The organism is Pseudomonas sp. GD03903 (assembly GCF_029840045.1).
Classification (GTDB): Bacteria; Pseudomonadota; Gammaproteobacteria; order Pseudomonadales; family Pseudomonadaceae; genus Pseudomonas; species Pseudomonas pseudonitroreducens.
Genome location: NZ_JAOCBT010000004.1, coordinates 278655 through 303076, shown reverse-complemented (window position 1 = coordinate 303076; position 24422 = coordinate 278655). Strand labels below are relative to the sequence as shown.

General features: G+C 63.1%; 20 protein-coding genes. 6 read left to right on the top strand and 14 right to left on the bottom strand.

Annotation, left to right across the window (positions count from 1 at the left end; genetic code table 11):
* On the bottom strand, positions 1-1797 hold the full coding sequence (locus tag N5C91_RS08430) for a DUF262 domain-containing protein (protein ID WP_279829028.1): 1797 nt from the start codon (positions 1795-1797) through the stop codon (positions 1-3).
* A gap of 161 nt (positions 1798-1958) precedes the next feature.
* Complete coding sequence (locus N5C91_RS08425) at positions 1959-2675, bottom strand: DUF4365 domain-containing protein (RefSeq protein ID WP_279829026.1); 717 nt, start codon at positions 2673-2675, stop codon at positions 1959-1961.
* 1727 nt (positions 2676-4402) lie between these two features.
* Between N5C91_RS08425 and N5C91_RS08420 the strand changes: the two genes are divergently transcribed.
* Positions 4403-5470: a hypothetical protein gene (locus N5C91_RS08420; RefSeq protein ID WP_279829024.1), complete on the top strand. Its 1068-nt coding sequence runs from the start codon at positions 4403-4405 to the stop codon at positions 5468-5470.
* 210 nt (positions 5471-5680) lie between these two features.
* On the opposite strand, the gene N5C91_RS08415 is transcribed toward N5C91_RS08420, so the two are convergent.
* The 4 genes from N5C91_RS08415 to glyQ all read right to left on the bottom strand — a co-directional run bounded on the left by N5C91_RS08415 (position 5681) and on the right by glyQ (position 10084).
* Complete coding sequence (locus tag N5C91_RS08415) at positions 5681-6454, bottom strand: lysophospholipid acyltransferase family protein (RefSeq protein WP_279829022.1); 774 nt, start codon at positions 6452-6454, stop codon at positions 5681-5683.
* 13 nt (positions 6455-6467) lie between these two features.
* Positions 6468-6998, bottom strand: coding sequence for a D-glycero-beta-D-manno-heptose 1,7-bisphosphate 7-phosphatase (gene gmhB, locus N5C91_RS08410; RefSeq protein WP_279829020.1), 531 nt, complete (start codon positions 6996-6998; stop codon positions 6468-6470).
* 84 nt (positions 6999-7082) lie between these two features.
* A complete protein-coding gene (glyS, locus tag N5C91_RS08405; protein WP_279829018.1) occupies positions 7083-9137 on the bottom strand; it encodes a glycine--tRNA ligase subunit beta in 2055 nt (684 codons plus the stop codon).
* On the bottom strand, positions 9137-10084 hold the full coding sequence (gene glyQ, locus N5C91_RS08400; RefSeq protein ID WP_279829016.1) for a glycine--tRNA ligase subunit alpha: 948 nt from the start codon (positions 10082-10084) through the stop codon (positions 9137-9139). Before glyQ ends, glyS begins: the two co-directional genes overlap by 1 nt.
* A gap of 189 nt (positions 10085-10273) precedes the next feature.
* Between glyQ and N5C91_RS08395 the strand changes: the two genes are divergently transcribed.
* Positions 10274-10828: a DNA-3-methyladenine glycosylase I gene (locus N5C91_RS08395; protein ID WP_205338345.1), complete on the top strand. Its 555-nt coding sequence runs from the start codon at positions 10274-10276 to the stop codon at positions 10826-10828.
* Here the strand turns inward: N5C91_RS08395 and xrtQ are convergent.
* A complete protein-coding gene (xrtQ, locus tag N5C91_RS08390) occupies positions 10825-12162 on the bottom strand; it encodes an exosortase Q (protein WP_279829010.1) in 1338 nt (445 codons plus the stop codon). The two genes, N5C91_RS08395 and xrtQ, sit on opposite strands and share 4 nt — an antisense overlap.
* The gene (locus N5C91_RS08385; protein WP_279829007.1) at positions 12159-14150 is read right to left on the bottom strand and encodes a VIT domain-containing protein; all 1992 of its coding nucleotides are present in this window, start codon (positions 14148-14150) and stop codon (positions 12159-12161) included. Before N5C91_RS08385 ends, xrtQ begins: the two co-directional genes overlap by 4 nt.
* 170 nt (positions 14151-14320) lie before the next feature.
* Between N5C91_RS08385 and N5C91_RS08380 the strand changes: the two genes are divergently transcribed.
* From N5C91_RS08380 to N5C91_RS08365, 4 genes are all read left to right on the top strand, one after another.
* Entirely contained in the window at positions 14321-15208 is an 888-nt protein-coding gene (locus tag N5C91_RS08380; protein ID WP_279829004.1) for a lysophospholipid acyltransferase, read from the top strand.
* Positions 15209-15408: 200 nt separating this feature from the next.
* Positions 15409-16722: an Nramp family divalent metal transporter gene (locus tag N5C91_RS08375; protein ID WP_279829002.1), complete on the top strand. Its 1314-nt coding sequence runs from the start codon at positions 15409-15411 to the stop codon at positions 16720-16722.
* Between the two features lie 57 nt (positions 16723-16779).
* A complete protein-coding gene (locus tag N5C91_RS08370; protein WP_169935315.1) occupies positions 16780-17046 on the top strand; it encodes a PilZ domain-containing protein in 267 nt (88 codons plus the stop codon).
* Between the two features lie 361 nt (positions 17047-17407).
* Positions 17408-18058 (top strand): 7-cyano-7-deazaguanine/7-aminomethyl-7-deazaguanine transporter, encoded by a 651-nt coding sequence (locus tag N5C91_RS08365; protein WP_236172322.1) that lies wholly within the window; start codon positions 17408-17410, stop codon positions 18056-18058.
* Between the two features lie 40 nt (positions 18059-18098).
* On the opposite strand, the gene N5C91_RS08360 is transcribed toward N5C91_RS08365, so the two are convergent.
* The 6 genes from N5C91_RS08360 to def form a co-directional block, all read right to left on the bottom strand.
* On the bottom strand, positions 18099-18416 hold the full coding sequence (locus N5C91_RS08360; protein WP_279828995.1) for a tetratricopeptide repeat protein: 318 nt from the start codon (positions 18414-18416) through the stop codon (positions 18099-18101).
* A 47-nt stretch (positions 18417-18463) separates the two neighbouring features.
* On the bottom strand, positions 18464-19915 hold the full coding sequence (locus tag N5C91_RS08355) for a TrkH family potassium uptake protein (protein ID WP_236172320.1): 1452 nt from the start codon (positions 19913-19915) through the stop codon (positions 18464-18466).
* 126 nt (positions 19916-20041) lie between these two features.
* Entirely contained in the window at positions 20042-21415 is a 1374-nt protein-coding gene (trkA, locus tag N5C91_RS08350) for a Trk system potassium transporter TrkA (protein WP_017518880.1), read from the bottom strand.
* Positions 21416-21557: 142 nt separating this feature from the next.
* Positions 21558-22868 (bottom strand): 16S rRNA (cytosine(967)-C(5))-methyltransferase RsmB, encoded by a 1311-nt coding sequence (gene rsmB / locus N5C91_RS08345; protein WP_279828992.1) that lies wholly within the window; start codon positions 22866-22868, stop codon positions 21558-21560.
* Positions 22865-23824, bottom strand: coding sequence for a methionyl-tRNA formyltransferase (gene fmt / locus N5C91_RS08340; RefSeq protein WP_279828989.1), 960 nt, complete (start codon positions 23822-23824; stop codon positions 22865-22867). Before fmt ends, rsmB begins: the two co-directional genes overlap by 4 nt.
* Positions 23825-23878: 54 nt before the next feature.
* The gene (gene def / locus N5C91_RS08335; protein ID WP_236172317.1) at positions 23879-24385 is read right to left on the bottom strand and encodes a peptide deformylase; all 507 of its coding nucleotides are present in this window, start codon (positions 24383-24385) and stop codon (positions 23879-23881) included.
* Positions 24386-24422 lie beyond the last annotated feature (37 nt).

The window sequence follows — 24422 nt, the reverse complement described above, 5'->3', positions numbered from 1 at the left end:
TTAAAGGGCTTCGAACCAGCACTGAATCTTCAAAGCCATCAGCTTCCTGCGTTCCTCAAGGAAGTCGCGAAAATCCTTAATTTCGCCGTCCAGCATGCCTTCCGGAATGCAGTTCATGCGGAGGTTGGTCAGCAAGTCATTGCGATCAGTGATACCACCATACTTTTTCTCGGCGCCGCTACATTGTTCGGCGAGTTCCGCGAAGTAGAGGTCCGGTGCCTTGGCGCCGATGGCGATATTGATCTCACTCTGGGCAATCACGTAATTGCTGATCTGGTTGTAGGTGCCGCTGCTCATGCCCTGCCCTTTGAGGTGCTGCCGTGGGTAGACGTGATGCACATCGGCACGATTCAGCAGCAAATCGGTGACGGTGATGTCCCGTGAGAGAAAACCCTTGTCCCCAAGCTTGACCTGGGCCGCCTTGTAACAGAGGAAATAGGGACTCTTGATCGAGGAGGTGTCCATGAACTGCGGCAGCATCCCGGTCCAGAAACTGTCGGGCAGCTCATTGGGAATCACCGACTCGACGTAGTCGATGACGCCTTTGCTGGCAATCTGGCGAATGTCGAAGTCGAAGGTGGATTCTGGAGAGCCGCTGTAACGGCCAGTGAGGATCGACATGGCGTACCAGCGACGGACCAGACGCTCTAGATCAGCAGCCGGCACGCTGGCTTTCCGACCTTGCAGATAGACGATATAGGCGAAGTTTACCGCGTTCTGGCTGCTGATCATGTCGCTGGTAATGAAGCCCGCCGAACGCAGGATCATAGTGATACGATCGAAGTGGGTCTTGTTGATGAAGGCGTGGATACCGTTCTTCAGCCGGAGGAAGGAGTCTTCAGCAATGGACTCTTCGTACTGCTTGGTTTCGAAATTTCGTCCCGAAAGCAGAGCCACCAGGTCCTGCAATTTGCCGCGCCCGAACTCTGACGTGAATGCGACCCGCAGCATGTCGGTGTAGGTTGGGTCGTAAATGTCGTCATTGACGTTGGCAACCCATTTCATTTTGTCGAAGAACTCAGAGTCGACGAACTGGGCGTCACCCTTCTGAATCTTGCTCAGAAACTCAGGCGCGACGGCCAGGTGGCAGAAATAGTCGATGGCTTTACGCAAAAGGTTCCCGCCGTAGGTCTCGTTGACGGCGATCTTCGACATCGCGAAGTCTGCTTGGGAGAGCTGTTTTCCTGCGGAGTTCACCCGGATGAAAATCTCGGTGACCGTCTCAATGTCGAGGTCTTCGGCCAGTTCGATGATTCCCACATGGTTGTGGATGATGCCGCGCAACTTCTCGATGACGCTGAAGATCTCGTCCTGAGAGCAGCTAGGGTTTGCCTGGCAGTAGCTGCCGACCAATTGGAACAGGCTGGTCGAGGACCGGAAAATCTCAGCGACATCGGGAATCCATGCGACATTCTTGCGGATGGCCGGGTTGGCTACCTCGAACCGCTCTTCCTGCGGGTTGAAGGCAATACGGATTTGCACGTTTTCGTAGTCATCGGTGAGGACTTCAACGCCGAGCAGCGAGGCCATCAGCGCCGTGACCCGCTGCTGGCCATCGATGAGGATGCGTTTGCCGGCGGAAGTGGAACCGTCCTTAAGTTTGACCTGTGGGTTGCGCCAGGCGATCAGGTATCCCACCGGATAACCTTGATAGAGCGAATCGAGCAGGTTGCGTACCTTGGTGGCCTCCCAGACAAAGGGGCGCTGAATTTCAGGAATCGCAATCTCACCCGATTTTACCCAGGTCAGCAGGGTTTCAATCGGATGGGGGGTGACGGAATAGCGCTGGGTCGCCATGTGCTGTGTCCTTACAGACGTCAAAGGGGCGCCAAATATGGCTGGTGCAATCAGTGCTCTTGCTTAGCGTTCTAGTGCATGTGCAGACCTGATGAAAAGTAGCTACTGCCTTCAGGGTGACTACCGGGGCGATTCTAACCGGGGTGGAAATGGTGTGCGGCTTAGCCGCCATTCACCATCATCGCGTGTTCATGGTCGGCGTCATTTTGTGTGATACGGACATTTTGCTTGATTGCCCAAAGCGCACCGTACCCTGCGGCACTCAAACGCCAAGGGAAATGGGTGACAATTGTCTCGATCTGACTGATGAGTTTGTTCATTCCTCGACAATGCTCAAGAGTCGATTCGATGGCGTCGTAGTCGAAATGATGGAGATCCTGCTCGATCCGCTTCGATTTCTCCATCAACTCGGCCATAAGTGGCTCAAGCTGCTTCGTCTCGTCGGGGAGGACTAGGCGTTCCAATGCAGCTTTGCTTGCTGCGGTGAGTTCATCCTTTGCCAAATCGAAAGTTACCTTCTTGGACTCACCCGTCGTGGCATAAGCTTCAGTGGCGGTGATCTGTTTCCAGTACACCTTCTCGGTGGAGAGGTCGACGGCGCAGACGATCACCGGTAAGCAGAATCGCTTCCAGTACTGAATGTGGCGCTCATCGACGTAGACGGAGAAGTCGGTCCCTTGCATGGCGCTAAAGCTTTTGACCTGGATCTTTATGATGTCGCCGTCGGATTTACCGTTGGCATCCATTACTTCAGTCTCGCCATCAACTCCTATATCCACGCCGTAAAGCCGACAGGGCCAGCCGAACAGCTTGGTAAATGTGTACGCCATCAGATACTCGCCAGCGTCACCGTGCCTGCTGCGTTTTGGATATTCCACGTCCTAGCTCCTGAACATGAAAGTTTTCAAAGTGGCCATCTTTCCAGCTTCGTCCCTCGAACGGTACCGCCGCCCCACTCAGGTCGGCTGAAATAGGATGGCTTGGGAGCTTGTCCGTTGGGGGTTACCCCAGCCGTGAGAGCTGAGGTTGCGTTAACGGATATCCGCACAATCACATTCATGTGACGACACTCGAAAACACGGACTACGTCGCGCTAGATGAATCACAGCCTCTCGTAGTGGTAAATCCTTCTGAGGGCAGTGAGTACAGGCGCGCATTACTGGAGCGATGGCTTTGTAGGTTGTTCCCGGCTGCTTTATTGATCCGCCGCTGCGAACCCAGAGTGAAACATGGCACCAAGATTGAATGTGATCGTAGGCAGCCCGGTTGTACTCGGAGCCGTGATGTGGGGCCGTCGCCACAATTGGCAGAAATGGAATCGGTTTTCGGTTGGCAAGAAAGGAGTCGGAATAGTTGGGCCCATCGCCTAACGGTGAATCCCCACAGAACATAACCCCGAAACGGCTGGAATCTGGAGGAGCGAAAAAGGCTAGGCACTCTTCGTTGGCAGGGGACAAGCGAGCAAGGTAGGAAAGCATTCGTGGCGGTGGGGGCGGCATTTCTATCGCGTTTAGCGGTTCGAGAAAGCCTGCATCTCCGCCGCTTGCCCTTCGAGATTTTGCAAAGGCGCTGTAGTCAAACCAACGAACCTTTACACCAAACGCTAGAGCTTGAACGGCAATGGCTCGGATTGCCTGAGCCGCATCAATTAGTTCTAGCCAATAGCTGGCTACCTGTGGACTGACTGTGCCGTTCCTCCTTCGATCCCGAATTTTGCGGCGTCCCTTTTCGAAGGCACGCCCGGATCGCGTAAATAATCGCCTCTCGGTATAGCTGAGTGGTCGATAGTCGGACCCATCCAGACTCTCACCAGCTTGGTGTAGAGGATTCCATAGAGGGTCTACCGACTGTGGAACTTCGTCTCTCGAAAAATCGTGGACTAAACGTTCGCTGTACACCGCACGTCTTTCCTCGGCCGCCTTTGTTTCGAAATGATGTGCTACGGCCTCATGATCCTTTTGAGTCTCTATGGGCCAGCCCGTGGGGCACTGATCTAGCTCCGAAAGAAGGCCTGAAACCGTGCTTTCCGGATCGTTGATCAGTTCAGGTATGGAGTCGCCCCAAGTCCCAGGAAGCCAAAATTCTCCCACCGAGAGTCCTGATGTGCTGATCAAATTGATCAAACCACCAGCGTGGTCTCGATCTGCGTGGGAGCAAACGACAATATCGATTTTCTGGAGGTCAGGAGCATGTGCCTTCAGGGCCCTGGATAGGTCGCGGCTGTTGTACCCGCCATCGACAAGTACGGTCTTACCTGCTCGACGCAATAGGAAGGACTCTCCTTTTATCGGTAGAGCAATTAGTTTTTCCATCTGAATTCCCTTTCATGCATCTCATGCATCGGCTGTGATGGCAATATGCTATAACGAGAAGTTGATATAGCACACTAGCGCTGGAGCCCAGGCACGGCCGGTAGCCTATTTCCAAGCGGCTGGTGTGATTGGTAAGCTACGAGCAGGCGCCCGCCCAACTTGCACACGAGTTAAAAACGGCGATTCACCTTCTGCTTTTCTTCTCTCCTAGTTGAGAAACCTTCCAAGCCTGCCGTCCGGGGCTTAAACGTGTGCCGACTGCTCCGCGTACGTCAGGCGACGAGGATGGTTTCATGGCTATCAAAAATCTCGCGTACGCAACGAAGCAACAGCTTGAGTCGGCGACTCATCTGGCGTTTCGCCATTCCCACGTCATCGAGCTACTGGCGGCGAGCTTTGGGTTCAAGTCCAGCGCGGCATTGGCGGCAAATCACGTCATCGTGAATTTGTGCAATGCCGTTGAGCCTCGCCCAGACGACCTACTAGTACTCCAATCACGGCTAGTGGCTCTGGGTTATCAGGCGGCAGCTGATGTTGCTGGGAACGTGCTTCTACAGATACTCAGAGAGCATCGGCTTGGCGCCGCTGCCATCGAGCGAGTCCCAGACCTGCTTGATGGTGCTTGCTGGGAGTCCGAAGACGTCGAGTGGGGAGATGAGGACGACGAGCCCTACGAGGATTTCATGTCTGCCATCGATCTCGATGGGACTGAGCTGTTGATGGAAGGGCTTGAAGCGGCGGCTCGACGAGGAAATGCGTCTGCGCATTTCGCGTTGGCACATATATATAGAAGGGATGAGCATTCTGACCTCGAAGGATCAGAGTACTGGTACTCCCTCTTGAAGCAGGGGCGCCCTCTTCAGGGGATCGAGTTGGAATGGGCTCTGGCCTACGAGCGCGAGAGAATGCAGGCGGAGCGTCATGCGTATCATCTGGCCGAGGCTGCCAAATTGGGGCATCGGGCCGCTCGATTAGCTAGAGCTGTTTACGGCGCCCACAATGCTGAAGGCGAGGAGGATTTCGAAGAAGCTAAGCAGTGTTATCTGGAAGCTGCTGAGCTGGGCGATGTCGAGGCGATGCTGGAGCTGATCGAGGTCTATGATCAGGAGAACACGAAGCAGAATTGGGTCTGGGTGTACCTTTCGGCGCTCTTGGGAGAGGACCTGCGGGAAAGCTCTTTGCGTGCCTATCACGACGGCGGCATGTTCGCAGACGAAGACTACGATGACGACCAAGGTGGTCCGATGTATGTTGCAGGACATGAGGGTATCGAGCTTGAGCCGCTGAGCGCCGCAGATGATGCTGAAGCGAGGCGTCTCGCGGACGAGTACTTCAGCCGCATCGATCCCGCCGGCAGGTAGCTGCGCAAAGCGACATTTATTGAAGCCAGAGCGCTGGGAAAGGACATTAATTCCGGTCGGGAGGCGACACTTTTAGCGCCCATAACGCCTCTAAAACCCCTGATTTTTCTGGAGGGGGTAGCGACAGGTTATGTGCCCCTCGACACCGGGAAAGCTACAGGCAAAAAGAAAGGGCCCTTCGGGGCCCTTTTCTTTTGTCGGCGGGAAGCGTCAGGAGGCTTCGGCAACAGCCTGCGGCGTGGCATCGGCGGGTAGCTCGCCCATCTCACGCAGCGTCTGCGCAACCCAGTTCTCGGCGCGCTGGTTGAGCTCGGTAATGGCGCGTGCGCCCTCGCCTTCTGCATACATGGCGGGGCCGATCACCACCTGGATGGTGCCGGGGAACTTCGCCCAGCCGTTCTTCGGCCAGCAGTGCCCGGCGTTGTGCGCGATCGGCAGGACCGGCAGGTTGGCGTTGACTGCCAGTGCCGCGCCGCCGCGCGAGAACTTGCCGATCTGGCCCGTGGGAACGCGAGTGCCTTCCGGGAAGATCAGCACCCAGGCGCCCTGCTTGAGGCGCTCGTCGCCCTGCTTGGCAATCTGCTTGAGGGCCAGCTTCGGCTGGTCGCGGTTGATGGCGATGGGCTTGAGCAGTGCCATGGCCCAGCCGAAGAAGGGAACGAACAGCAGCTCGCGCTTGAGCACCTGGCTAAGTGGCTCGAAGTAGCCGGTGAGGAAGAAGGTTTCCCAGGTGCTCTGGTGCTTGGCGAGGATCACGCAGGGCTGCTCCGGGATGTTCTCCGCACCCTTGAGTTCGTAGCGCACGCCGACCATCACGCCGGCGAGCCAGACGGCGAACTTGCACCAGGCCTGGGCGACGAAACGGTAGCGAGCGCGGAACGGCAGGAAGGGCGCGATGATCAGGCTGAGGGTTCCCCAGACGAAGGCGCTGGACGACAGCAGCAGGTAAAAGAGAACGGTTCTGATGGCCTGCACGGTCGACATGGGAAATGGGTCCTCAGGAAAGTAGATGGTCGGCAACCGCCGACAGATCGTCGAAGACCAGCGTGCCTTCGGGCAGCGGCTTGGCCAAGGTGCGTTCGCCTTTGCCGGTTTTCACCAACACTGGCTGACAATCGACGGCCAGCGCGGCGTCCAGGTCACCCCGGCTGTCACCCACGAACCAGATGCCGTGCAGCGCTACACCATAGTGTTGGGCGACCTGTTGCAGCATACCGGGTTTCGGCTTGCGGCAGTCGCAACCCTCGTCGGGACCATGGGGGCAGTAGACGATGACGCCCAGTTGACCGCCCTGCTCTGCCACCAGTTCGCGCAGGCGCGCGTGCATGCTTTCCAGCGTGGCCAGGTCGTAATAGCCCCGGGCAATGCCGGACTGGTTGGTGGCCACGGCTACGGTCCAGCCGGCTTTGCTGAGGCGCGCGATGGCGGCGATGGCGCTGGGGATCGGAATCCACTCGGCGAGGGATTTGATGTAGTCGTCGGAGTCCTGGTTGATGACGCCGTCGCGGTCGAGGATCAGTAGTTTCATGAGATGGCTTCTGGCGGCAAGCCACAGGCTGCAGGCGGGGTGCATGCCTGCAGCCTGCCGCCTGAAGCCTGTAGCCGTTGGGCGTTAGCCCAACAGGGAGATGTCGGCGACGCCGAGGAACAGCCCGCGCAGCTTGGCCAGCAGGGCGTAGCGGTTGGCCTTCACGGCGCTGTCGTCCGCGTTGACCAGTACTTCCTCGAAGAAGGCATCAACCGGCGCGCGCAACGCCGCCAGTTGGGCCAGGGCTGCACGATAATCGCGAGCCGCGGCCAGCGGGACTACTTCTGCTTCGGCGCTTGCCACGGCGCTGCCAAGGGCCTTCTCGGCGGTCTCGGTGAACAGACTGGCGTTGACGGTGGCAGGCACCTCGCCTTCCGCCTTGGCCAGGATGTTCGACACGCGCTTGTTGGCGGCAGCCAGGGCGGCGGCTTCTGGCAGCTGGCGGAAGGCCTGAACGGCCTGCACGCGCTGGTCGAAGTCCAGCGGAGCGGTCGGCTTGAGGGCGCGCACGGCCTGGTACACGGCAACGTCCACGCCCTCGTCTTCGTAACGAGCACGCAGGCGGTCGAAGACGAAGTCCTGCACCTGTTCGGACAGACCCTCGGCTTTCACTTTATCGCCGTACTGGGCCACGGCGACACCGATGGCATCGACCAGATCCAGGTCCAGCTGCTTCTCGATGAGAATGCGCAGCACACCCAGGGCGGCACGGCGCAGGGCGTACGGGTCCTTGCTGCCGGTGGGCAGCATGCCGATGCCGAAAATGCCGACCAGGGTGTCGAGTTTGTCGGCCACAGCCACCGCGGCACCGGTCAGGGTGCCCGGCAGTTCCGCGCCAGCGCCGCGCGGCATGTACTGCTCGTTCAGCGCCAGGGCGACGTCCTTGGCTTCGCCACCCGCGGTGGCGTAGTAGTAACCGGCGATGCCCTGCATCTCCGGGAATTCGCCGACCATCTCGGTGGCCAGGTCGCACTTGGAGAGGATGCCGGCGCGGGCGGCGTTGGTCGCGTCACCACCGATGCGCTCGGCGATGTAGGCGGCCAGCTTGGACACGCGCTCGGCCTTCTCGTACACGGTGCCGAGCTGGGCCTGGAATACCACGTTCTTCAGACGGGCATTGAAGGCTTCCAGCGGCTGCTTCTGGTCCTGCTTGAAGAAGAACTCGGCGTCGGTCAGGCGCGGGCGCACCACCTTCTCGTTGCCGGAAACGATGTTCTCCGGCGCCTTGCTCTCGACGTTGGCCACGGTGATGAAGCGAGGCAGCAGCTTGCCGTTGGCGTCCAGCAGGCAGAAGTACTTCTGGTTGTCCTGCATGGTAGTGATCAGGGCTTCCTGCGGTACGGCGAGGAAGCGCTCCTCGAAGGAGCACACCAGCGGCACCGGCCACTCGACCAGCGCGGTCACTTCGTCCAGCAGGTCGGCCGGGACGATGGCGCTGCCCTTCTGCTCGGCGGCCAGTTCGGCGACGCGCTTGGCGATGATCTCACGGCGCTCGGCGAAGTCGGCCAGCACGTGGGCGCTGCGCAGGTCTTCCAGGTAGTTGGCCGGAGCGGAGATGCGCACGTTGGCCGGATTGTGGAAGCGGTGACCGCGGGATTCGCGACCGGCTTTCTTGGTGAGGATCTCGCAGTCGACGACGTCATCGCCGAACAGCATCACCAGCCACTGGGTCGGACGCACGAACTCTTCGCGGCGAGCGGCCCAGCGCATGCGCTTGGGAATCGGCAGGTCGTTCAGCGAGGTTTCGACGATGGCCGGCAGCAGGCCTACGGCGGGCTGGCCGGCGATGGTCTGGCTGAACTTCAGCTTCGGGCCGCTCTTGTCGATCAGCTCCAGGTCCACGCCGCACTTCTTGGCGAAGCCCAGGGCGGCCTGGGTCGGGTTGCCGTTGGCATCGAAGGCAGCCTGCAGCGGCGGGCCGTCGAGGTTCACGATACGGTCGGGCTGCTGCACGGCAAGCTGGTCGATCTGCACGGCCAGGCGGCGCGGCGCGGCGTAGCAGCGTGCGGCGGCGTAGGTCAGGCCGGCGGCCTTCAGGCCCTTCTCGATGCCAGCCAGGAAGGCTTCACCGAGGCTCTTCAGCGCCTTGGGTGGCAGCTCTTCGGTGCCCAGTTCGACGAGGAAATCCTTCGCGCTCATTATTCGGCCTCCTTCAGCTTGGCCAGTACTTCGTCACGCAATTCGGGGGTGGCCATCGGGAAGCCGAGGCGGGCGCGGGCCTGCAGGTAGCTCTGCGCCACGGCGCGGGCCAGGGTGCGCACGCGCAGGATGTAGCGCTGACGCTCGGTCACCGAGATGGCGCGGCGGGCGTCCAGCAGGTTGAAGGTGTGCGAGGCCTTGAGGACCATTTCGTAGGTCGGCAGCGGCAGCTGCAGCTCGATCAGACGGTTGGCTTCGCTTTCGTAGAAATCGAACAGCTCGAACAGCTTCTCGACGTTGGCGTGCTCGAAGTTGTAGGTCGACTGCTCCACTTCGTTCTGGTGGAACACGTCGCCATAGGTGACCTTGCCGAATGGGCCATCAGCCCACACCAGGTCATACACCGAGTCGACACCCTGGATGTACATGGCCAGGCGTTCCAGGCCATAGGTGATCTCACCGGTGACCGGGTAGCACTCGATGCCGCCCACTTGCTGGAAGTAGGTGAACTGGGTGACTTCCATGCCGTTCAGCCAGATTTCCCAGCCCAGGCCCCAGGCGCCGAGGGTCGGCGATTCCCAGTTATCCTCGACGAAGCGGATGTCGTGCATCAGCGGGTCGATGCCGATGGCCTGCAGCGAGCCCAGGTACAGCTCCTGGAAGTTTTCCGGGTTGGGCTTGAGGACCACCTGGAACTGGTAGTAGTGCTGCAGGCGGTTGGGGTTCTCGCCGTAGCGGCCGTCAGTGGGGCGGCGGCTGGGTTGCACGTACGCCGCGTTCCAGGTTTCCGGGCCCACGGCGCGGAGGAAGGTGGCGGTGTGGAAGGTGCCGGCGCCTACTTCCATGTCGTAGGGCTGCAGCACCACACAGCCCTGATCGGCCCAGTATTTTTGCAGGGCGAGGATCAGGTCCTGGAAGGTGGGCACGGCGGGCGTAGTCTGGCTCACGAATTTCACCTGTGCTGGATATGCGACTAAAACCCGGCAGTATACCCCAAGACGCTTGCAGCTTGGGCTTCTCAGCGATTTCCAGGCGCCCGGCGGAAGTTCACCAATTGACCGGAAAATTTGCTGAATAGCTGTATTTTCATACAGTGAATTGTCTATAGTCGGGCTTTCCCTGTCAGGACGACTACCATGCCTCGTTGCTTCTGGTGTAACGACGACCCGCTGTACATCGCCTACCACGATGCCGAATGGGGAGTGCCCCAGCGCGATCCGCGGGCGTTGTTCGAGATGCTCATCCTCGAAGGCGCCCAGGCGGGACTCTCGTGGATCACCGTGCTGAAGAAGCGCGAGCGCTACCGCGAGGTACTGTTCGGCTTCGATCCCGAGCGCCTGGCGCGCATGAGTGACGAGGAGATCGAGGAGCGCATGCAGGACCCGGGCATCATCCGCAACTTCGCCAAGCTCAAGGCGGCGCGGCAGAACGCCCGCGCCTGGCTGGAGCTGGAAGACCCGGTGACGTTCCTCTGGTCCTTCGTCGGCGGCAAGCCGAAGGTCAATCACTTCAGCGAACGCGGCCAGGTGCCGGCGGTGACGCCCGAGGCCGAGGCCATGAGCAAGGCGCTGCGCAAGGCCGGTTTCAATTTCGTTGGCCCGACCATCTGCTACGCCTTCATGCAAGCCACCGGCATGGTGATGGACCACACCACCGACTGCGACCGCTACACCCAGCTGACCCGCGCCTAAGGCAGTGGGCTGGCGAGGGTGACCGCCAGCCACGGTCCCGTCGAACGCCCGGAGAGTGCCGACCAGTACCAGGCCGACGTATCGGAGAAGGATTGGCCGGCAGCGTCCTGGATGTAGTCGCAGACCTGCAACTTCACGCCGTCGCGCGAGGCCACGAAGCAACGCTGCAAACCTTCCGCTCCCACGCGCTTGCGCAGTTGCGTCTGCTCGATGCGGTAGCCGATGGCGCGGAAGCAATCTTCCGCCGGGTGCAGCTTGCGCGTCGGCCGCAGCACCTGGCGCAGCACGATGCTGCGCTGGCCATCGCTGAAGCGACCGAGCTGCCCGGGAAAGTCCTCGGCAAAGCGCTGCTCCACCGGGGACAGTGCCAGCGGCTGCAGCAGTCGACCTTCGAACTGGATGGGCCATTCGTGAGGCGCGCTCACTTTGGCGGAGGCGGAGCCCGGCGCCAACAGCGGCCAGATCATCGCCAGCAGCAATGCGCCCAGGAAGGCTGCCTGGACGCTTGTCGGTGGCGCGGAGCATGCCGACGCGCCTAGCCCTGGGGTGTCGAATGAACGCCGCCCGATCACCCGCAGGATCATCCCGTACACCGCCGCGAACACCAGCAGGCCGACGCCTTCATGCGCCCAGCCGGGGAACTCGCTCACACCGCTTTCGCCCCACACCAGTAGCGTGTTGCGCAGGATATTGCCGCCCAGCACGAGCATGCCCACCAGCGGTAACCGGCGCAGCAACAGTCGATCCGGCAGGCGCAGCCAGGCTGCCAGCGTGCAGGCGCTGAAGTAGCCGACCCAGGCCATCTGGATGCCCGAGCAGGGTGCGTCGACCATCACCCACTGACCATCGACCAACAGCGCACTGCCCTGCCGCTCCACCGACCAGGGGCCGAGGCGCAACAGCCAGGCGCTGACCTCGGCGGTGATCACCCGCAGCGGGTAGCCGACGAAGAATTGCAGCGACGACAGCAGCGGCAGCGACAGGAAACCCAGGCCGAGCCAGGCCAGCCAGGGTTGCCCTGGCGCGCGCAGGCTGAGGACCACCAGCAGCAGCGCCAACACCGAGATCAATCCGCGCAACAGTGGCGGCAGCAACGACTGGCTGAATGCCGCCACCAGCAGCAAACCCGCCGCAAGCGCCAGCCACACCGGGCGAGGCTGCGTCCGCAGGCCGGAGCGGTCGCGCCAGAGCAACAGCCCCAGCGCCGCCAGGGAGATGATTCCCAACGGATCATCCGAACCATCACCCAGCCGGCGCACCGCCCACAGCCAACTGGGCCAGGCGGCCAGTGCAGCGAGTGCCAACCAGCTCCAGCCAGGCAGGCGGCGCGTCATGCCGCCTTCCTCCGCCACCACCATGCGCCAAGGCCGGCGAGCAGCAGCATGGCCCAGACGCCGGGTTCGGGGGTGCCCGGCACCGTGCTGCCGATAGCGCTGTTGTTCACGCCCTGGGGCAACGGCAGGGGTTGATCGACGGACTGGCTCGCTTGCGGATCGGCGTTGCGCACTTGCTGGTCGACGGCGATGAACGAGGAGTAGGGCGTGAGCAGCTGATACTTCAGGCCGAGGTCGAGAATCTGCGAGCTGAACTCGAAGCCGCCATCGAGGGCTTCCTGGTCCATCAGGCTGGCCAACCGTTTACGCGCCCAGAGGTGGGCGAGCGCGTCGCCGTTTTCACCAAGACTGGTTGCGCTGATCGGCAGGCGTGCCTGGAACGGGCCATCCGCCGCGTGGGCATCGATGCGCAGTTCACCGCGGGGCTCGCCCTTCCATTTGCCGGACAGCACCAGTGGGCGATCGGCGAAGAGGTCGGGCAGTTGCTGGGGTTCGACGTCGTAGACCTCCAGCCCTTCGAAGCTCGCGTGAATACCTTGCAGCAGCGGACTGTCGATCATCCGCCGCAAGCGCTCGGCCTGCTCGCCGGCCGAGCGCTGGTCGGTGACGATGAACGGCTCGCCCTGCCCCGCCCGCGCCAGGCCTTCGATCAGGCTGCGGTTCACCGAGCTGCCGATGCCGAAGGCGAACAGGTTGGCCTTGCTCAGGTTTTCGCGCACCAGCTGGTAGGCGCTGCTTTCCACGCTGACGAAGCCGTCGGTGATCACCACGAAGCTGCGCGAACGCTCCGGGTCGGTGGGCATCGCCAGCGCTTCGCGCAGGGCCGGCATCAGCTCGGTACCGCCGGCGCCCTGTTCGCCATCGAGCATGTCGGTGGCGCGGCGGATGTTGGCCGGCGTGGCCGCCAGGGAGGTATCGGCGAGCTTGCGGTTGTCGCCGGAAAACAGCAGCAGGTTGAAGGTGTCGCTGGGCCGCAGGCGGCCGATCAGATCGCGCAGCAGGGCCCTGGTGGTGTCCAGTGGGAAGCCGTTCATGGAACCGGACACGTCGACGATGAACACGTAGTCGCGCGGCACGATGAGCCTGGCATTCGGCGCGCGCGGCGGCGTGACCATGGCGAGGAAGAAGTTCTCCTGGGCGCCGTGCGACAGCAGCAGGCCGCTTTGCACCTGATCGCCGCCCAGGCGGTAGTCGAGGATGAAGTCGCGGTTATTCCCGGCAGCCTCGTCGGCGGCCAGGTGGAGGGTGGCGCGCTGACCGTGACGCTGGATGTCGATATGGTGCGAGGGCGAAGCGATCTCGTCGATCTGCACCGGCGCGAGCAATTCCATCTGCAGGGCGAATTGCGTGGCCGAGGGTTGGCCCTGTTGCAGGTAGGGCGTCGACATCCACGGCTGGTTGCCGCTGCCGGAAGTGCCTTTGCCGTTGTAGCGCGGGCCGACCACGGTGGGGAACACGAACTGGTAGCGCCCGTCAGTGGGCACCAGCAGCTCGCTGTAGCGCAGCTCTACCTGCACCACGTCGCCGGGCAGGATGTTGGCGACCTGCATCTGGAACACATTCTCGCGTTCCTGCTCCAGTAGCGCGGCGGTCTTGCCCGCGCTCTTGGCCTGCTGGTACTCGGCCTGGGCCTTCTGCTTCTCGCGGATCTGCGCCTGGATCACCCGCTCGCCCAGGCGCACGGTCATCCCGTGGACGGCCGCGCGGGTCGAGGCGGGGAAGACGTAGCGCGCTTCCAGCGGTGTGGCGCCCTGGTTGCGGTATTCCTGGGTCACCGTCACTTCGGCGATGTTGCCCAGCACACGGGCATTCACGCGGGTGGCCTTGAGCGGCAGGGCATCGACCGACGCGTCGGCGCTCTCGACGAAGAAGTAGGGGCTGGCATTGCTTTCATTCGAGACGCCGTCGTCGTCGGCCAGCACCGTCAGGCTGGCGCACATCGCCAGCAGCAGGCAGCACAGCCGTGCAAGTAAGGTTCGGGTACGCATCGCGGGCCTCCGGGCCTGTGGATCGGATGGCCGCAGGTTGCGCGCGCGGTGTGGGCGCCGCGTGTTCGCTCTGTGCTGATTGTGTGGAGGCAAGGTGGAGGTGGCCGGCGATGCCCGAAATGCCGACGCGAGCGGCTACAATGGCCGCCATCTGCTTGAAGGAGTTTTCCGTGGAGAAATTCAAGGGCGCACTGGTGGTGGGCTTCCTGCGGTTGTTCGCCATGCTGCCGTGGCGCGCGGTGGGCGCATTGGGCGCGGGCATCGGCTGGCTGATGTGGAAGCTGCCCAACCGCTCCCGAGAGATTGTGCGGATCAACCTCTCGCATTGCTTCCCCGAGCTGTCCGCAGCCGAGCTGGAAAAGCTTGTCGGCCAGAGCCTGATGGACATCGGCCGCACGCTGACCGAGAGCGCCTGCGCCTGGATGTGGTCGCCGCAGAAGTCGCTGCAGTACATCCGCGAAGTGGAAGGCATGGAAGTGCTGGAAGAAGCGCTGGCCTCCGGTGACGGCCTGGTCGGCATCACCAGCCACCTGGGCAACTGGGAAGTGCTCAATCACTTCTACTGCTCCTACGCCAAGCCGATCATCTTCTACCGCCCGCCGAAGCTGAAAGCGGTGGACGATCTGCTGAAGAAGCAGCGCGTGCAGCTGGGCAACCGCGTGGCGCCTTCGACGCCCGAAGGCATCAAGAGCGTGATCAAGGAAGTGAAGAATGGCGGCTGCGTCGGCATTCCCTGCGACCCGGAACCGGACCTCGGCTCGGGGCTGTTCGTGCCCTACCTGGGCACCACCGCGCTGACCAGCAAGTTCGTGCCGTCGCTGCTCTCGCGCGGCAAGGCGCGCGGGGTGTTCTTCCATGCCGTGCGCCTGCCCGATGGCAGCGGCTACAAGGTGATCCTCGAAGCCGCGCCGGCGGACATGTACGACAAGGACATGGAAGTGTCCGTGGCAGCCCTCAGCCGCGAGCTGGCCAAGTACGTGCGCGCGTATCCGAGCCAGTACATGTGGACCATGAAGCGTTTCAAGAAACGCCCAGAAGGCGAGGCGAAGTGGTACTGAGCCGGGATTGCCGGGATTGTGGCTGGGCGGTTCGCGAGCAAGCTCGCTCCTACGAAGAGCGTGCCGCCGTGGACCTGTAGGAGCGAGCTTGCTCGCGAATCCACGCCGGTCGGCCGACCGGCGTGAAAGCTCTGCAGTGAGATACCTCCTCTCTTCAGGGAGAGGGCAACGCGCCCGCCCATAAGCCAGGAAGAACCAACATGCTCGGCCTGCCGACCACCGCTACCGCGCCGTTCTGTCCCTCGGAAGTCAAAGGCAGCATCCAGGTCGCGGCCAGCGCGCCGTTGTGGAAGCGCATCCTGCAGTTCGCCGGCCCCGGCCTGTTGGTCTCCATCGGCTACATGGACCCGGGCAACTGGGCCACCGCCATCGAAGCCGGCTCCGGCTTTGGCTACCAGTTGCTGTTCGTGGTGCTGCTCTCCAGTCTCGCCGGCATGGTCCTGCAATGCCTGGCCATGCGCCTGGGCATCGTCACCGGGCAGGACCTGGCGCAGCTGTCGCGCAGCCGCTACAGCCTGGGCGGCGCTCGCTTGCAATGGCTGCTGGCGGAGCTGTCGATCGTCGCCACGGACCTTGCCGAAGTGCTTGGCTGCGCCCTCGCCTTCCACATGCTGCTGGGTGTCGACCTGGTCACCGGCGTCATCCTCACCGCCTTCGACACGCTGATCGTGCTCGGCCTCAAGGGCCAGCGCTTCCGCCACCTGGAAGCGATCATGCTCGGCCTGATCATCACCATCAGCGGTTGCTACCTGGTCGAGCTGCTCCTCATCAAGCCGCACTGGCCGGACGTCGCCGCCGGCTTCCTGCCCAGTTGGGACGCCATCAGCCAGCGTGAGCCGCTGTACCTGGCCATCGGCATCCTTGGCGCCACGGTGATGCCGCACAACCTCTACCTGCACTCCTCCATCGTGCAGACGCGCCAGGTCAGCGGTAGCGACGGCAAGGCCGCGGCGATCCGCCTGACGCGCATCGACACGGTGGTCTCGCTGAGCCTCGCGCTGCTGATCAACGCCGCCATCCTGATCCTCGCTGCCGCGGCGTTCCATGAGACCGGCCACACCGGCGTCACCGAAATCCAGGATGCCTACCGCCTGCTCGAACCGCTGGTGGGTACCGGGCTGGCGGCGATTCTCTTCGGCGTCGCGCTGCTCGCCTCGGGGCAGAGCTCCACCTTCACCGGCACCATCGCCGGGCAGGTGATCATGGAAGGCTTCCTGCAGATGAAGATTCCCTGCTGGCAGCGCCGCCTGATCACTCGCGCGCTGGCACTGATCCCGGCATTGATCGGCGTGCTGATGCTCGGCGACAAGGCGGTCGGCAAGCTGCTGGTGCTCAGCCAGGTGGTGCTCAGCCTGCAGCTGCCCTTCGCGCTCTGGCCGCTGATCCGCTTCACCAGCGACCGCGCGCTGATGGGCGAGTTCGTCAACAGCCTGCTGACCCGCGTGCTGGCCTGGGGCTTGTTCTGCGTCATCAGCGCCGCCAATCTCTGGTTGCTGCTGCAACTGCTGGCTTGACCTGACCCATGGGTTTGAGGCCCATTAATGCGCTGACATTCAGGACGGATGCCATCCATGGCCAACCAAAGGCAGTACCCGCGGACCCCGATGAAGTGCCGGATCAAGATCAGCCACCCCGACTTCGGCGACGTGTTCGGCCATACCCGTGATTTGTCGGACGGCGGCGTCTACGTTCGCCATGAAGTGCTCGCGGCGTTGCCCGCCGGTACGCGCGTTACCGGCCAGGTGCAGGACATGCCCTTCGATGCGCCGATCCTGGAGATGGAAGTGATGCGCACCGACGCCGAGGGCGCGGGCTTCCGCTTCGTCGGTAACGCCTGATTGGCTACATAGCGGTTGTGTAGGAGCGGACTTCGTCCGCGATCGGTTGGCCCAGCTTCCTGATCGACCGGAGCGACGGTGAGTCGATCGCGGACAGAGTCCGCTCCTACGTAAAAGTTCTGCGCTCGGGTCGGCCTTCACCCTAACCCTCTCCCAGGGGAGAGGGTTAGGGTGAAGGGGATGCATTGGTACGGACTCCCCAGGAAAAGGCAGTTGCTCCTACGAAAAATCACAGGTCGGTATTGAGCAAAAAATGCTCAGTAAAACCTGACTTTCAGGTCCGGATCGTATACAATGCGCGCCGCTCGGCATGGTGCCGGGCATGGGTTCCCTCACCCCATCGACGAAAAAGGCCCAAAGCATGTCGGCATCCCTTCCGGCGGCAAGGCGCGGCGCACTCGCCGGTCTGGTCGCGTTCCACATCCTGATCATCATCGCCAGCAACTACCTGGTGCAGCTGCCAATGACGCTTTTTGGCTGGCACACCACCTGGGGCGCATTCAGCTTCCCGTTCATCTTCCTGGCCACCGACCTTACCGTCCGCCTGCTCGGCAAGCGCCCGGCGCGGCTGGTCATCGCACGGGTGATGATCCCGGCGCTGCTGGCTTCCTACGTGATCTCGGTGGTCTTTCAGGAGGGCGCTTTCAGAGGCTTCGCCTCCCTGGGCGAGTTCAACACCTTCGTGGCGCGGATTTCCCTGGCCAGCTTCCTGGCCTACGTGTTCGGCCAGATTCTCGATATCCAGGTCTTCGACCGTCTGCGACGGATGCGCCAGTGGTGGATCGCCCCGGTGGTCTCGACCCTGTTCGGCAACCTGCTGGACACCTTCACCTTCTTCTCCATCGCCTTCTGGCACAGCGACAACCCGTTCATGGCCGAGCACTGGGTGGAGATAGCATGGGTCGACTACGGCGTGAAGCTCGCGGTCATGCTGATGCTCTTCGTGCCCCTCTACGGCATGCTGCTCAGCGCCATCACCCGTAACCTGCGCCGGCACCCCTCGGTGGCCTGAGGCCGCAGGAACGTGAACGATCGAGCATGAAAAAGGGCGCCTAGGCGCCCTTTGTTTTGTCCAGCTTGCGCAGGAACACCGTCATTTCCTTCTCCGCCTGCTTGTCGCCATGGGCCTGCGCGGCGGCGAGGCCGTCGGTCCAGGCTGTGCGCGCGCCCTCCAGGTCACCCTCGGCCTGCAGTGCCTTGCCCAGCAGCTTCCAGGCGGCGGAGTACTTCGGGTCCTGCTCCACGCAGCGCCGCAGGTGCTCGGCGGCCCTGGTGGCATCGCCAGCATCCAGGTAGCCCTTGCCCAGGCCGAAGCGCAGCAGCGAATTGTCCACGCCCTTGGCGAGCATCTTTTCCAGCGAATCGATCATGGCGAGCCTCCGTCAGCAGGTCGCCATTCTGCCTCAAGATCAGTGCCTCAAGTACGCCAGAAGGCGGGCGTCAGCAGGATCAGCAGGGAGAACACCTCCAGCCGCCCCAGCACCATCGCCAGGCTCAGTACCAGCTTGGCGCTGCCCGGCAGGTTGCCGTAGTGCATCGATGCCTCGCCCAGCGCCGGGCCCAGGTTGTTCAGGCTGGAAGCGAGCGTCGAAAACGCGGTGAGTTGGTCCACGCCCAGTGCCAGCAATACCAGCATCAGGCTGACGAAAGTCAGCAGGTAGATCGAGAAGAACGCCCACACCGATTCCACCACGCGGTCGGGCACCGTGCGCCGGCCCAGCTTTACCAGGAACACACCGTTGGGATGCAGCAGGCGGAGGAATTCGCGCATGCCCTGGCGGTACACCAGCAGCACGCGCATCACCTTCATGCCGCCGCCTGTGGAGCCGGCGCAAGCGCCGATGAAGGTGCTGTAGAGCAGCAGGTAAGGCAGCAGGGTCGGCCAGGCGCTGAAGTCGGCAAGGCCGAAACCGGTGGTGGTCGCCACCGAGATCACCATGAAGGCGGCGTAGCGGATCGACTGCAGCGGCGAGTCGTAGTGATGCTTGAGGATCAGTGTGGTGGCGGTGATCAGGAACAGCACCAGCAGGATGCCCAGGTAGGCCCGGCACTCGGTGTCGTTGAGGTAGTGCCGCAGGCTGCGCTGGCGCCAGGCGAGGAAGTGCAGGCTGAAGTTGATCCCCGAGATGACCAGGAAGGTCATGCAGATCAGCTCGATCAGCGGGCTGTCGAAGTAGCCGATGCTGGCATCGTGGGTGGAAAAGCCACCGATGGCGATGGTGGAGAAACTGTGGCCGATGGCGTCGAAGGCATTCATCCCCGCCGCCCAGTAGGCCAGGGCACAGGCGAGCGTCAGGCCGCAGTAGAGGAACCACAAGGTCTTGGCGGTATCGGCGATGCGCGGCGAGAGTTTGTGATCCTTCAGCGGCCCCGGCATCTCCGCGCGGTACAGCTGCATGCCGCCGATGCCGAGCATCGGCATCACAGCCACCGCTAGCACCACGATGCCCATGCCGCCCAGCCATTGCAGCTGCTGGCGGTAGTAGAGGATCGCGTGGGGTAGCGTGTCCAGCCCGGTGAGTACCGTGGCGCCGGTGGTGGAGAGGCCCGAGAAGGACTCGAACAGCGAATCGATCAGGCCCATGTGCGGTGCGTCCGAGAGGGCGAAAGGCATGGCGCCGAAGGACCCCAGGACGATCCAGAACAGCGCGGTGACCAGGTAGCCATCGCGGATGCGCAGGTCCTGCTTGTGCTGGCGGCAGGGCCACCAGATAACGAAGCCGGTCAGCAGCGTGACCAGGAACGACAGCGCAAAGGGCCGCCACGAGTGCTCGGCGTAGTGGAGGTCGACGAGGAGCGGTGGCAGGTGCGTGGCACTGAACAGCATCAGCAGCACGCCGAGGATTCGACCGATGGAGGAGTAGCGCATGACCGGGGACAGGCAAGCTGGAACAGGCCGCGCAGGGTGACAGCATCGGGTTGGTGGCGCTGTAGGAGCTGTCTGAAAGCGCCCCGGATTCGACTGGCAAGGCCGCCCATGGGCGGCCTTTGTCGCTTAGAAGAAGGTCAGGCCGGCCTGGAACAGGCGCTCGACATCGCGGATGCGCTTCTTGTCCACCACGAAGAGGATCACGTGGTCGCCGGATTCGATCTTCGTTTCGCCGTGGGCGATCAGCACGTCGTCGTCGCGGATCACCGCACCGATGGTAGTCCCCGGCGGCAGTTGCACTTCGTTGATCTTGCGGCCGATCACCTTGCTCGACTTGGCGTCGCCGTGGGCGACCACTTCGATGGCTTCGGCGGCGCCGCGGCGCAGGGAGTGCACGCTCTCGATGTCGCCCCGGCGCACGTGGGTCAGCAGGGTGCCGATGGTCGCCAGCTGCGGGCTGATGGCGATGTCGATTTCGCCGCCCTGCACCAGGTCCACATAGGCGGGGTTGTTGATCAGCGTCATCACCTTGCGCGCACCCAGGCGCTTGGCCAGCAGCGAGGACATGATGTTGGCCTCGTCGTCGTTGGTCAGCGCGAGGAACAGGTCGGTATCGCCGATGTTCTCTTCCAGCAGCAGGTCGCGGTCGGAGGCACTGCCCTGGAGCACGATGCTGCTGTCCAGGCTGTCTGACAGGTGTCGGCAGCGCGCCGGGTTCATCTCGATGATCTTCACCTGGTAGCGGCTCTCGATGGCTTCGGCCAGGCGTTCGCCGATGTTGCCGCCGCCGGCGATGATGATCCGCTTGTAACTGTCCTCGAGGCGGCGCATCTCGCCCATCACCGCGCGGATGTGGGCCTTGGCGGCGATGAAGAAGACCTCGTCGTCGGCCTCGATCACGGTGTCACCCTGGGGAATGATCGGCCGGTTGCGGCGGTAGATCGCCGCCACGCGGGTGTCGGCGTTGGGCATGTGCTCGCGCAGCTGGCGCAGCTCCTGGCCCACCAGCGGCCCGCCGTAGTAAGCGCGGATGCCCACCAACTGCGCCTTGCCCTCGGCGAAGTCGATCACCTGCAGGGCGCCGGGGTACTCCACCAGGCGCTTGATGTAGTTGGTCACCACCTGCTCGGGGCTGATCAGCACGTCGACCGGGATTGCCTCGTTGTCGAACAGCCCGGCGCGGGTCAGGTACGCCGCTTCACGCACGCGGGCGATGCGGGTGGGGGTGTTGAACAGGGTGTAGGCAACCTGGCAGGCCACCATGTTCACCTCGTCGCTGTTGGTCACCGCCACCAGCATGTCGGCATCGTCGGCACCGGCCTGGCGCAGCACAGTGGGGAACGAGGCCTTGCCGTGGACCGTGCGGATGTCCAGGCGGTCGTTGAGGTCGCGCAGGCGTTCGCCGTCGGTATCGACCACGGTGATGTCGTTGGCTTCGCTGGCGAGGTGCTCGGCCAGAGTGCCGCCGACCTGGCCGGCACCAAGGATGATGATTTTCATGAGAGCTCTTTGTTAACTCCTCGGGGGAGGGATTGCGAGCTAGAACGAGGCTAGGAAGAACGCGGTTTCGAAGCGGAGAGTAAATGAGCATTCGAAACCGTGATCTGACGACGTATCGTCGACGCGCAGCAGCCCGTTTGGCCTAGCGGGCGGAAATCTTGATCAGCTTGGCATAATAGAAGCCGTCATGCCCGCCCTGCTGCGGCAGCAGCTGGCGCCCATGGGGCTGCTTGATCCCCCACGGGCCGGGCAGGTCCAGCTCGCGAGCGCCGGGGGTGCGGCCGAGGAACGCAGCGATCTGCTCGCTGTTCTCCTGGGGCATCACCGAGCAGGTCGCGTAGACCATTACGCCGCCCACTTCGAGCGTCGCCCACAACGCATCGAGCAGCTCGCCTTGCAGTTTTGCCAGCGCCTCGATGTCTTCGGCGGTGCGGGTCAGCTTGATGTCCGGGTGACGGCGGATTACTCCGGTGGCGGAGCACGGCGCGTCCAGCAGGATGCGCTGGAAGGCTTTACCGTCCCACCATTTGGCCGTGTCGCGAGCGTCGGCGGCGAACAGTTCGGCCGATAGCTGCAGGCGTGCGAGGTTTTCGCGCACCCGTACCAGGCGGCTTTCTTCCAGGTCCACGGCGACTACGCCGGCCAGCGCGGGCTCGGCTTCCATCAGGTGGCAGGTCTTGCCGCCGGGCGCGCAGCAGGCATCCAGCACGCGCTGGTTGGGCGCCAGCTCCAGCAGGTCGGCGGCCAGCTGCGCGGCTTCGTCCTGCACGCTGACGCGGCCTTCGGCGAAGCCCGGCAGCTCGCGCACGTCACAGGGCTGCACGAGGTTGATGCCATCACGGCTGAACTCGCAGGCCGTGGCTTCGAAGCCGACGCGGTTCAGCTCTTCCAGATAGTCGTCACGGCTGCCGTGACGGCGATTTACCCGAAGGGTCATCGGCGGGTGCGTGTTATTGGCGGCGCAGATGGCTTCGAACTGCTCCGGCCAGGACTTCTTCAGCGCCTTCTGCAGCCAGCGCGGGTGCGCCAGGCGTGCGGCCGGGTCCTTGTCGACCTCGGCCAGCAGAACCTCGCTTTCGCGCTGGGCGCGACGCAGTACGGCGTTGAGCAGGCCCTTGGCCCAGGGCTTCTTCAGCTTGTCCGCGCAGCCAACGGTCTCGCCGATGGCTGCGTGGGGGGGAATGCGGGTGTAGAGCAGTTGGTAGAGGCCCACCAGCAGCAGCGCCTCGACGTCGCGGTCGCCGGCCTTGAACGGCTTCTGCAGCAGGCGTGCGGCCAGGGTGGACAGGCGCGGCTGCCAGCGCGCGGCGCCAAAGGCCAGTTCCTGTACCAGGCCGCGGTCGCGCGGCTCGACGTGTTCCAGCTGGGTCGGCAGCGAGCTGCCCAGCGAGGCGCGGCCGGCCAGTACAGCGGCCAGCGCGCGGGCGGCCGCCAGGCGAGGATTGGTACTCATGCGCCCTGCCCTTGCAGACCAAGTGTCTGTCCGGGCGCGAACTGCTCGCGGCGGCTGTTGAACAGGTCGGCGAAGGCCAGCGGCTTGCCGCCGGGCAGTTGCAGGCGGGTCAGTAGCAGCGCGCCCTCACCGCAGGCGACCAGCAGGCCGTCGCGGCTGGCGTCGAGAATCCTGCCGGCCTCGCCCTTGCCTTGCGCGGGCTTGGCACCGAGTACCTTCAGTGCGGCCTCACCCAACATGGTGTGGCATACAGGCCAGGGGGTGAAGGCGCGGATGCGCCGCTCCAGTTCGTCAGCCGGGCGCGCCCAGTCGATCCGCGCCTCTTCCTTGTTCAGCTTGTGTGCGTAGGTGGCCAGGGCGTCATCCTGAACCTCGCCCTTGAGCGTGCCGGCGGCGAGGCCGGCAATGGCCTCGACCACGGCTCTCGGGCCCAGCTCGGCGAGGCGGTCATGCAGGCTGCCGCCGGTGTCTTCGGTGGAAATCGACGTGCTGACCTTGAGCAGCATCGGCCCGGTGTCCAGGCCCGCTTCCATCTGCATCACGGTCACGCCGCTTTCGGCGTCGCCCGCCTCCACCGCGCGCTGGATCGGCGCGGCGCCGCGCCAGCGCGGCAGCAGCGAGGCGTGGCTGTTGATGCAACCCAGGCGCGGGATATCCAGCACCGCCTGCGGCAGGATCAGGCCGTAGGCGACCACCACCATCAGGTCCGGCTCGAGCGCCGCCAGTTCCGCCTGGGCGACGGGATCGCGCAGGGTCGGTGGCTGCAGCACCGCCAGACCATGCTCCAGGGCGAGCTGCTTGACCGGGCTGGGCATCAGCTTCTGCCCGCGACCAGCAGGGCGATCCGGCTGGGTGTAGACGGCGACGATCTGGTGCGGGGTATCGAGCAGGGCCTTGAGGTGCTCGGCGGCGAATTCCGGGGTGCCGGCGAAGACGATGCGCAGTGCTTGGCTCATATCGGGCTCACAAAAAAACAAAAGGCTTGCCGGGGCAAGCCTTTGGGGATGGGGTCACGCCTGTTGCCGGTGCTGTTTTTCCAGCTTCTTGCGGATGCGGTCACGCTTGAGATTGGACAGGTAGTCGACGAACAGCTTGCCGTTCAGGTGATCGCACTCGTGCTGGATGCACACGGCGAGCAGGCCTTCGGCGACTTCCTCGAACGGATTGCCGTCGCGGTCCTGGGCCTTGATCCGCACCTTCTGCGGACGGTCTACATTTTCGTAGAAGCCGGGCACCGACAGGCAGCCCTCCTGGTACTGGTCCATTTCCTCGGTGAGGTATTCGAACTCCGGGTTGATGTAGACCCGCGGTTCGGACTTGTCCTCGGAGAGGTCCATCACCACGACACGCTTGTGCACGTTGACCTGCGTTGCCGCCAGCCCGATGCCCGGGGCCTCGTACATGGTCTCGAACATGTCGTCGATCAGCGTACGCAGGGCGTCATCGAAGACCGTGACCGGCTTGGCGATGGTCCGCAGGCGCGGATCGGGGAATTCGAGAATGTTCAGAATGGCCATATACGTTTGTGATGCACTTGTGGAATAAAGTCAAAAT

What these genes read in the sequence shown, in the direction of transcription:
- N5C91_RS08430 (WP_279829028.1), bottom strand. Translation starts at nt 1,797, where the DNA reads ATGGCGACCCAGCGCTATTCCGTCACCCCCCATCCGATTGAAACCCTG.
- N5C91_RS08420 (WP_279829024.1), top strand. Translation starts at nt 4,403, where the DNA reads ATGGCTATCAAAAATCTCGCGTACGCAACGAAGCAACAGCTTGAGTCG.
- N5C91_RS08415 (WP_279829022.1), bottom strand. Translation starts at nt 6,454, where the DNA reads ATGTCGACCGTGCAGGCCATCAGAACCGTTCTCTTTTACCTGCTGCTG.
- gmhB (WP_279829020.1), bottom strand. Translation starts at nt 6,998, where the DNA reads ATGAAACTACTGATCCTCGACCGCGACGGCGTCATCAACCAGGACTCC.
- glyS (WP_279829018.1), bottom strand. Translation starts at nt 9,137, where the DNA reads ATGAGCGCGAAGGATTTCCTCGTCGAACTGGGCACCGAAGAGCTGCCA.
- N5C91_RS08395 (WP_205338345.1), top strand. Translation starts at nt 10,274, where the DNA reads ATGCCTCGTTGCTTCTGGTGTAACGACGACCCGCTGTACATCGCCTAC.
- xrtQ (WP_279829010.1), bottom strand. Translation starts at nt 12,162, where the DNA reads ATGACGCGCCGCCTGCCTGGCTGGAGCTGGTTGGCACTCGCTGCACTG.
- N5C91_RS08385 (WP_279829007.1), bottom strand. Translation starts at nt 14,150, where the DNA reads ATGCGTACCCGAACCTTACTTGCACGGCTGTGCTGCCTGCTGCTGGCG.
- N5C91_RS08375 (WP_279829002.1), top strand. Translation starts at nt 15,409, where the DNA reads ATGCTCGGCCTGCCGACCACCGCTACCGCGCCGTTCTGTCCCTCGGAA.
- N5C91_RS08370 (WP_169935315.1), top strand. Translation starts at nt 16,780, where the DNA reads ATGGCCAACCAAAGGCAGTACCCGCGGACCCCGATGAAGTGCCGGATC.
- N5C91_RS08365 (WP_236172322.1), top strand. Translation starts at nt 17,408, where the DNA reads ATGTCGGCATCCCTTCCGGCGGCAAGGCGCGGCGCACTCGCCGGTCTG.
- N5C91_RS08360 (WP_279828995.1), bottom strand. Translation starts at nt 18,416, where the DNA reads ATGATCGATTCGCTGGAAAAGATGCTCGCCAAGGGCGTGGACAATTCG.
- N5C91_RS08355 (WP_236172320.1), bottom strand. Translation starts at nt 19,915, where the DNA reads ATGCGCTACTCCTCCATCGGTCGAATCCTCGGCGTGCTGCTGATGCTG.
- trkA (WP_017518880.1), bottom strand. Translation starts at nt 21,415, where the DNA reads ATGAAAATCATCATCCTTGGTGCCGGCCAGGTCGGCGGCACTCTGGCC.
- rsmB (WP_279828992.1), bottom strand. Translation starts at nt 22,868, where the DNA reads ATGAGTACCAATCCTCGCCTGGCGGCCGCCCGCGCGCTGGCCGCTGTA.
- fmt (WP_279828989.1), bottom strand. Translation starts at nt 23,824, where the DNA reads ATGAGCCAAGCACTGCGCATCGTCTTCGCCGGCACCCCGGAATTCGCC.
- def (WP_236172317.1), bottom strand. Translation starts at nt 24,385, where the DNA reads ATGGCCATTCTGAACATTCTCGAATTCCCCGATCCGCGCCTGCGGACC.